6 protein-coding genes are annotated in these 5,360 nt (G+C 60.4%); 3 read left to right on the top strand and 3 right to left on the bottom strand.

Going from position 1 to position 5,360, the window contains the following annotated elements; translation table 11 throughout:
- Positions 1-6: 6 nt before the first annotated feature.
- Complete coding sequence (locus APH33_RS22405; RefSeq protein WP_054887236.1) at positions 7-642, bottom strand: dihydrofolate reductase family protein; 636 nt, start codon at positions 640-642, stop codon at positions 7-9.
- Between the two features lie 161 nt (positions 643-803).
- Here APH33_RS22405 and APH33_RS22400 point away from each other — a divergent pair, with 161 nt between their 5' ends.
- The 3 genes from APH33_RS22400 to APH33_RS26930 all read left to right on the top strand — a co-directional run bounded on the left by APH33_RS22400 (position 804) and on the right by APH33_RS26930 (position 3,437).
- The gene (locus tag APH33_RS22400; RefSeq protein ID WP_054887235.1) at positions 804-1,616 is read left to right on the top strand and encodes a crotonase/enoyl-CoA hydratase family protein; all 813 of its coding nucleotides are present in this window, start codon (positions 804-806) and stop codon (positions 1,614-1,616) included.
- A gap of 34 nt (positions 1,617-1,650) precedes the next feature.
- A complete protein-coding gene (gene nudC, locus APH33_RS22395; RefSeq protein ID WP_054887234.1) occupies positions 1,651-2,481 on the top strand; it encodes an NAD(+) diphosphatase in 831 nt (276 codons plus the stop codon).
- A gap of 158 nt (positions 2,482-2,639) precedes the next feature.
- Positions 2,640-3,437 (top strand): RHS repeat-associated core domain-containing protein, encoded by a 798-nt coding sequence (locus APH33_RS26930; RefSeq protein WP_082433684.1) that lies wholly within the window; start codon positions 2,640-2,642, stop codon positions 3,435-3,437.
- Between the two features lie 6 nt (positions 3,438-3,443).
- Here the strand turns inward: APH33_RS26930 and APH33_RS22390 are convergent, their stop codons facing one another.
- The gene (locus APH33_RS22390) at positions 3,444-4,223 is read right to left on the bottom strand and encodes a TSUP family transporter (protein WP_054887233.1); all 780 of its coding nucleotides are present in this window, start codon (positions 4,221-4,223) and stop codon (positions 3,444-3,446) included.
- 200 nt (positions 4,224-4,423) lie between these two features.
- Positions 4,424-5,254 carry an alpha/beta fold hydrolase gene (locus APH33_RS22385; protein ID WP_054887232.1) on the bottom strand — a complete coding sequence of 277 codons (831 nt, stop codon included), beginning with the start codon at positions 5,252-5,254 and terminating at the stop codon, positions 4,424-4,426.
- Positions 5,255-5,360: the final 106 nt, after the last annotated feature.

The raw sequence follows: 5,360 nt of genomic DNA, 5'->3' as shown, positions 1-5,360 counted from the left end.
CAGCCCTCACCCATTCTCCGGCGGTAAATCAAACGATCCCGTCTCGACTTCGCCCTTACGCACATAGCGGGCAATGATCACGCCCTTCGGCGTTACCTGCGAATGTTTCAGGGTGAAAACCCCAGGCGCCGCATTATCACTGAACAACCGCTTGCCATGCCCCAGCAACACAGGGTGAATGAGCAACTGAAGCTCATCGACCAGCCCGGCGGCGAGCAGTTGCTGCACCAGATTGCCACTGCCCTGGGTCAGCAGATCAGCGCCGTGCTGCTGCTTCAGGGCTCGCACCGCTGACACAATATCCGCGCCCAGCGCATGGCTGTTATGCCATTCGAGACTGTCGGGATCATGGGTGGCGACATGCTTGGCCACGCTGTTGAACAGCTTGGCGATGGAGAAGTCCTCGGTATCGTCTTTCACCTTCGGCCAGTAGCCGGCAAAGATGTCATAGGTGCGCCGCCCCAGCAGCAATTCGAACCGTTGGCTGAACAACGCCTGCATGGCCTGGCCAAACACTTCCTCGGCATGGGGCACGAGCCAACCGCCAAAGGTGAAACCACCGCTGGTGTCTTCCTGAGGGCCACCGGGGGCCTGCATGACCCCGTCGAGGCTGACGAAGGCGGCTACGATAAGTTTGCGCATGGGGCTCTCCTGAAAGGCTTGCCGATGTGATGATTCACCCTATGGTCGAACGGCGCGCGGCGATTTCGACAGGGCATGCAGTCCCGTTTTTGGCACAAGCACGGTCACCTGCCTGGGTTACCATCCATGCCGTGAATCCTTTCCCCACAGGAGTGCCGCCCGTGACCGAATACACCGCGCTCAAGGTCGAACTGACCGACAACATCGCCCATGTGCAGATCAACCGCCCGGAAAAGATCAACGCCATGAACGCGGCCTTCTGGACGGAAATCGTCGATGTCTTCCAGTGGATCGACGACACCGAGGCCGTTCGCGCAGTGGTGATCAGCGGTGCCGGCAAGCACTTTTCCGCCGGTATCGACCTGATGATGCTGGCGTCGCTGGCCGGGCAGATGGGCAAGGATGTTGGCCGCAACGCACGCTTCCTGCGCAAGACCATCCAGCGCCTGCAGGCCTCCTTCAATGCCGTGGACAACTGCCGCAAGCCGGTGCTGGCGGCGGTCCAGGGCTACTGCATTGGCGGCGCCATCGACCTGATCTCGGCCTGCGACATGCGCTATTGCAGCCGCGATGCGCAATTCTCGATCAAGGAAATCGACATGGGCATGGCCGCCGATGTCGGCACCTTGCAACGTTTGCCACGTATCATCGGCGACGGCATCATGCGTGAGCTGGCCTTCACCGGGCGCAATGTTGAGGCTGACGAGGCGTTGCGCATCGGCCTGGTCAACCGGGTCTATGATGATCAGGCCGCGTTGCTCGACGGGGTTTTTGCCATCGCTCGCGAGATTGCCGCAAAATCGCCGATCGCCGTGGCCGGCACCAAGGAGATGCTCAGCTACATGCGTGACCATCGCATCGACGATGGCCTGGACTACATCGCCACCTGGAACGCCGCGATGCTGCAGTCCGAAGACCTGCGCGTGGCCGTGGCGGCGCACATGAGCAAACAGAAACCGACGTTCGCCGACTGACCGGGCCGGGGGACGCAGCAAAGGAACCCCCGACATGTCAGCTCGCTGGACTACCGCAGTACTCGACCCACAGATCACCGGGGGGCTGGCCGTGGCCCGCAGCCCGGAAGGGTTCCTGGTGGACGCCAACGGCGCGCTGTTCCCCCGCGACTGGCTCAAGCGGCAGGACCTGGACGTGCTGTGCGAGCACGGTATCGGCCATTTCGATGGCGAGCCGGTATTCCTGCTGGAGCTGCGCAGCGCGACCGAAGTACCGGGTTGCAGTTGGCGTGGCCTGCGCGCGTTCATGCTGGAAGGCGACTTCGACACCTACAAGGTGCTGGGCTATGCCGCGCAGATCGGCACCTGGGCCCGCGAGCACCGCTTCTGCGGCAGCTGCGGCCAGGCGATGACGCAGATCCGCTGGGAGCGGGCGATGTACTGCCAGCCCTGCGACCTGCGCAGCTATCCGCGCATCTCGCCGAGCATGATCGTACTGGTGACCCGTGGCGACGAGATCCTGTTGGCCCGTTCGCCGCGCTTCGTCACAGGCGTGTACAGCACCCTGGCGGGCTTTGCCGAACCGGGCGAATCCGCCGAAGACTGCCTGGTACGAGAGGTGCGCGAAGAGGTGGCGGTGGAGGTGCGCAACATCCAGTACATCGGCAGCCAGTGCTGGCCGTTCCCGCACTCGATGATGCTGGGCTTCCATGCCGAATACGCCGGGGGCGAGATTGTCATGCAGCCGGACGAGATCGAGGACGCCAAGTGGTTCAGCGTCCATGACCTGCCGCCGCTGCCGGCCGGGCGGTCCATCGCCCGATACTTGATCGACCTTTATGTGGCGCGCCGCGTAGGCCTGCCCGAACCAGTGCTGCCACGCTAGGTTTGTGGTTATCAAGGGGACTGTCATTTCTGATAGTTGCTGAGCCCGAATTGAACTTTACAATGGCAGGGGCCGTTAACCTGGAGGGGAAATGCCTACGTTGATCTCAGTTTAGTCCCCGGCAGCAGAGTTGTGGCGGCGATTTAAAGGAGAGTCTTATGCATTACGGTGGTCGCGCCAAATTACCTGTCTCTCGCGGCTATACGCCTTATGGTTATAACCGTACTGACACAACTGAATCGCTACTGGGATTCAACGCGCAGTTGCGAGACTCCTTTACAGGCTTTTACATGCTGGGTAATGGCTATAGAGCTCTCAGTTGTGCATTGCAAAGGTTTCTTTCGCCCGACATCTTGAGCCCATTTGATAGGGGTGGAATAAATACTTATGCTTATTGCGCTAGTGATCCTGTTAATCGTGTTGATCCATCAGGGCGCATGAGCTGGCTTAAGGCATTATTCCAAAAATCGATAACTTTTGAGGACGATTATCAAGTTTTGTTCCCGGGTCGGAAGGGGGTCTCATCAACCACATTTCATAAGGAAGTTTTTAAGACTGGTAACGCGGGGTTTGTAACGCATGGCCACGCTGACGGCAGCCCGCGGCTTATGAATGAACATGGGAATATGGTATCTGCCAAAAAAGTAGCAATGAAGGAAATTGCTCCTAGACTGAAGGGGTTGAAATCTTATCGAGCCGATCCAAATAAGCCAATTTATCTGATTGCTTGCAAGTCAGGGGCGAGCGGTGCAGCACAGGAAGTCGCTAATGCGTTGAATAGACCAGTGATTGGATACCGTCACAATGTGCTGACGCCTGACGATTGGTTTATGAACACGCAAGCAGAAAATCATCCCTGGTTAGGGCTTTTCGAGCTACCTCCAATACCGTACGTTCGAAGAACCGCCACCCCGATAACTTTCAATCCCGTTGGCCGAATACGCCGTAAGGAATAGGTGGGGTCATACCAACCCGAACCAGTGCTGCCACGCCAGGCGCACGGTCAGCGCCAGCACCACGGTGATGAACACCGGGCGGATGAACTTGCTGCCGCCGCTGATCGCCGTGCGTGCGCCGAAGAAGGCGCCGACCATCACCGACAGGCCCATGCACAGGCCAACGATGTAATCCACCTGCCCGGAAATGATGAACACGGTCAGCGCCGCGATGTTGCTGACGAAGTTCATGCTGCGCGCCACGCCGCTGGCGCGGACCAAGTCGATGGGGTAGAGCAGCAGCGTGCTGACGGTCCAGAACGCACCGGTGCCGGGGCCGGCCACACCGTCGTAGAAACCGAGGGTGAAGCCTTGGGGGAACTGCCATTTCTTCTTGATCGGCGCATCGGCATCCAGCGGTGCCTTGGGCGTGCCGCCGAACAGCAGGTAGATGCCACAGGCGAAGACGATCACCGGCAGCATCTTGTTCAGCCACTCGGCTGGCATGTAGTGGGCCACCATTGCACCGATCGAGGCGCCAACCAAGGTCGCGAGCAGGGCGGGGCGCCATTGCGCCGGGTGGAATAGCTTGCGCTTGTAGTAGGTGAAGCCGGCGGTGGCCGAGCCGAAGGTCGAGCTGAGCTTGTTGGTGCCGAGAACCAGGTGTGGCGGCATGCCGGCGGTGAGTAGCGCCGGAGTGGTCAGCAGGCCGCCGCCACCGGCGATGGCATCGATGAAACCGGCGACGAAGGCGACCAGGGCGAGGATCAGTAAGGTGAGCGGTTCTACGGTGAGTTCGAAGGGCATGGGGGCTGACTGGCAGAGGGCAGGGCGTGCGGCAAATGGCCGCGCTAGAAGGGGACATGGTAATCCTGGGCGCAAACGGTTGCCAGTGCCGGCCCTTTCGCGGGTGAACCCGCTCCCAAAGGTATTGCACAGGTCTTGAAGTTGGCGCGAAACCTGTGGGAGCGGGCTTGCCCGCGAAGAGGCCGGTACTGCAAACCCTATCAGCTCTGGATGAACGCCAGCAGATCCGCATTGATCACATCGGCATGGGTGGTCGGCATGCCATGCGGGTACCCCTTGTAGGTCTTCAAGGTGCCATTGGGCAGCAACTTGGCTGACCGCGGCCCGGAATTCTCGTAGGGCACGATCTGGTCATCATCCCCATGCATCACCAGCACCGGCTGCTTGATACCCTTGAGATCCTCGGAGAAATCGGTCTGCGAGAACGCCACGATGCCGTCGTAATGCGCCTTGGCGCTTCCGATCATGCCCTGGCGCCACCAGTTGCCGATGACGCCTTCCGACGCTTGCACACCCGGTCGGTTGTAGCCATAGAACGGACCCGTCGGAACATCCCGGTAGAACTGTGCACGGTTGCTGGCGACCTGGGCCTGGAAGTTGTCGAACACCGACTTGGGCAGGCCGCCAGGATTGGCCGGCGTCTGCACCATCAACGGTGGCACGGCGGCGATCAGCACGGCCTTGGCCACCGGGTCACCAGGATACCGGGCCATGTAGCGCACCACTTCGCCGCCACCGGTGGAATGGCCAACATGCACCGCGCCCTGGATGCCCAGGTGGTCGACCACGGCTGCGACATCGTCGGCATAGTGGTCCATGTCGTGGCCGTCCCATACCTGGCTGGAGCGCCCGTGGCCGCGGCGGTCGTGGGCGACCACGCGAAAGCCCTTGGCCAGGAAGAACAGCATCTGTGCGTCCCAGTCATCAGCGCTGAGCGGCCAGCCATGGTGGAAGTGGATGACCTGCGCATCGCGCGGTCCCCAGTCCTTGTAGAAAATCTGAACGCCATCCTTCGTGGTTACGTAGCTCATGGTCGTGTCTCCTCAGTGCACGAACCGAAGTGAGCTATTGAGAATAGGAGGGATTGCGCACGGCATTGAAGTTTGTAGTGGCAGTACCGGCCTTTTCGCGGGCACG

This window comes from Pseudomonas sp. NBRC 111130 (assembly GCF_001320485.1).
Classification (GTDB): Bacteria; Pseudomonadota; Gammaproteobacteria; order Pseudomonadales; family Pseudomonadaceae; genus Aquipseudomonas; species Aquipseudomonas vlassakiae.
This window is presented reverse-complemented; position numbering and strand designations above follow the sequence as displayed.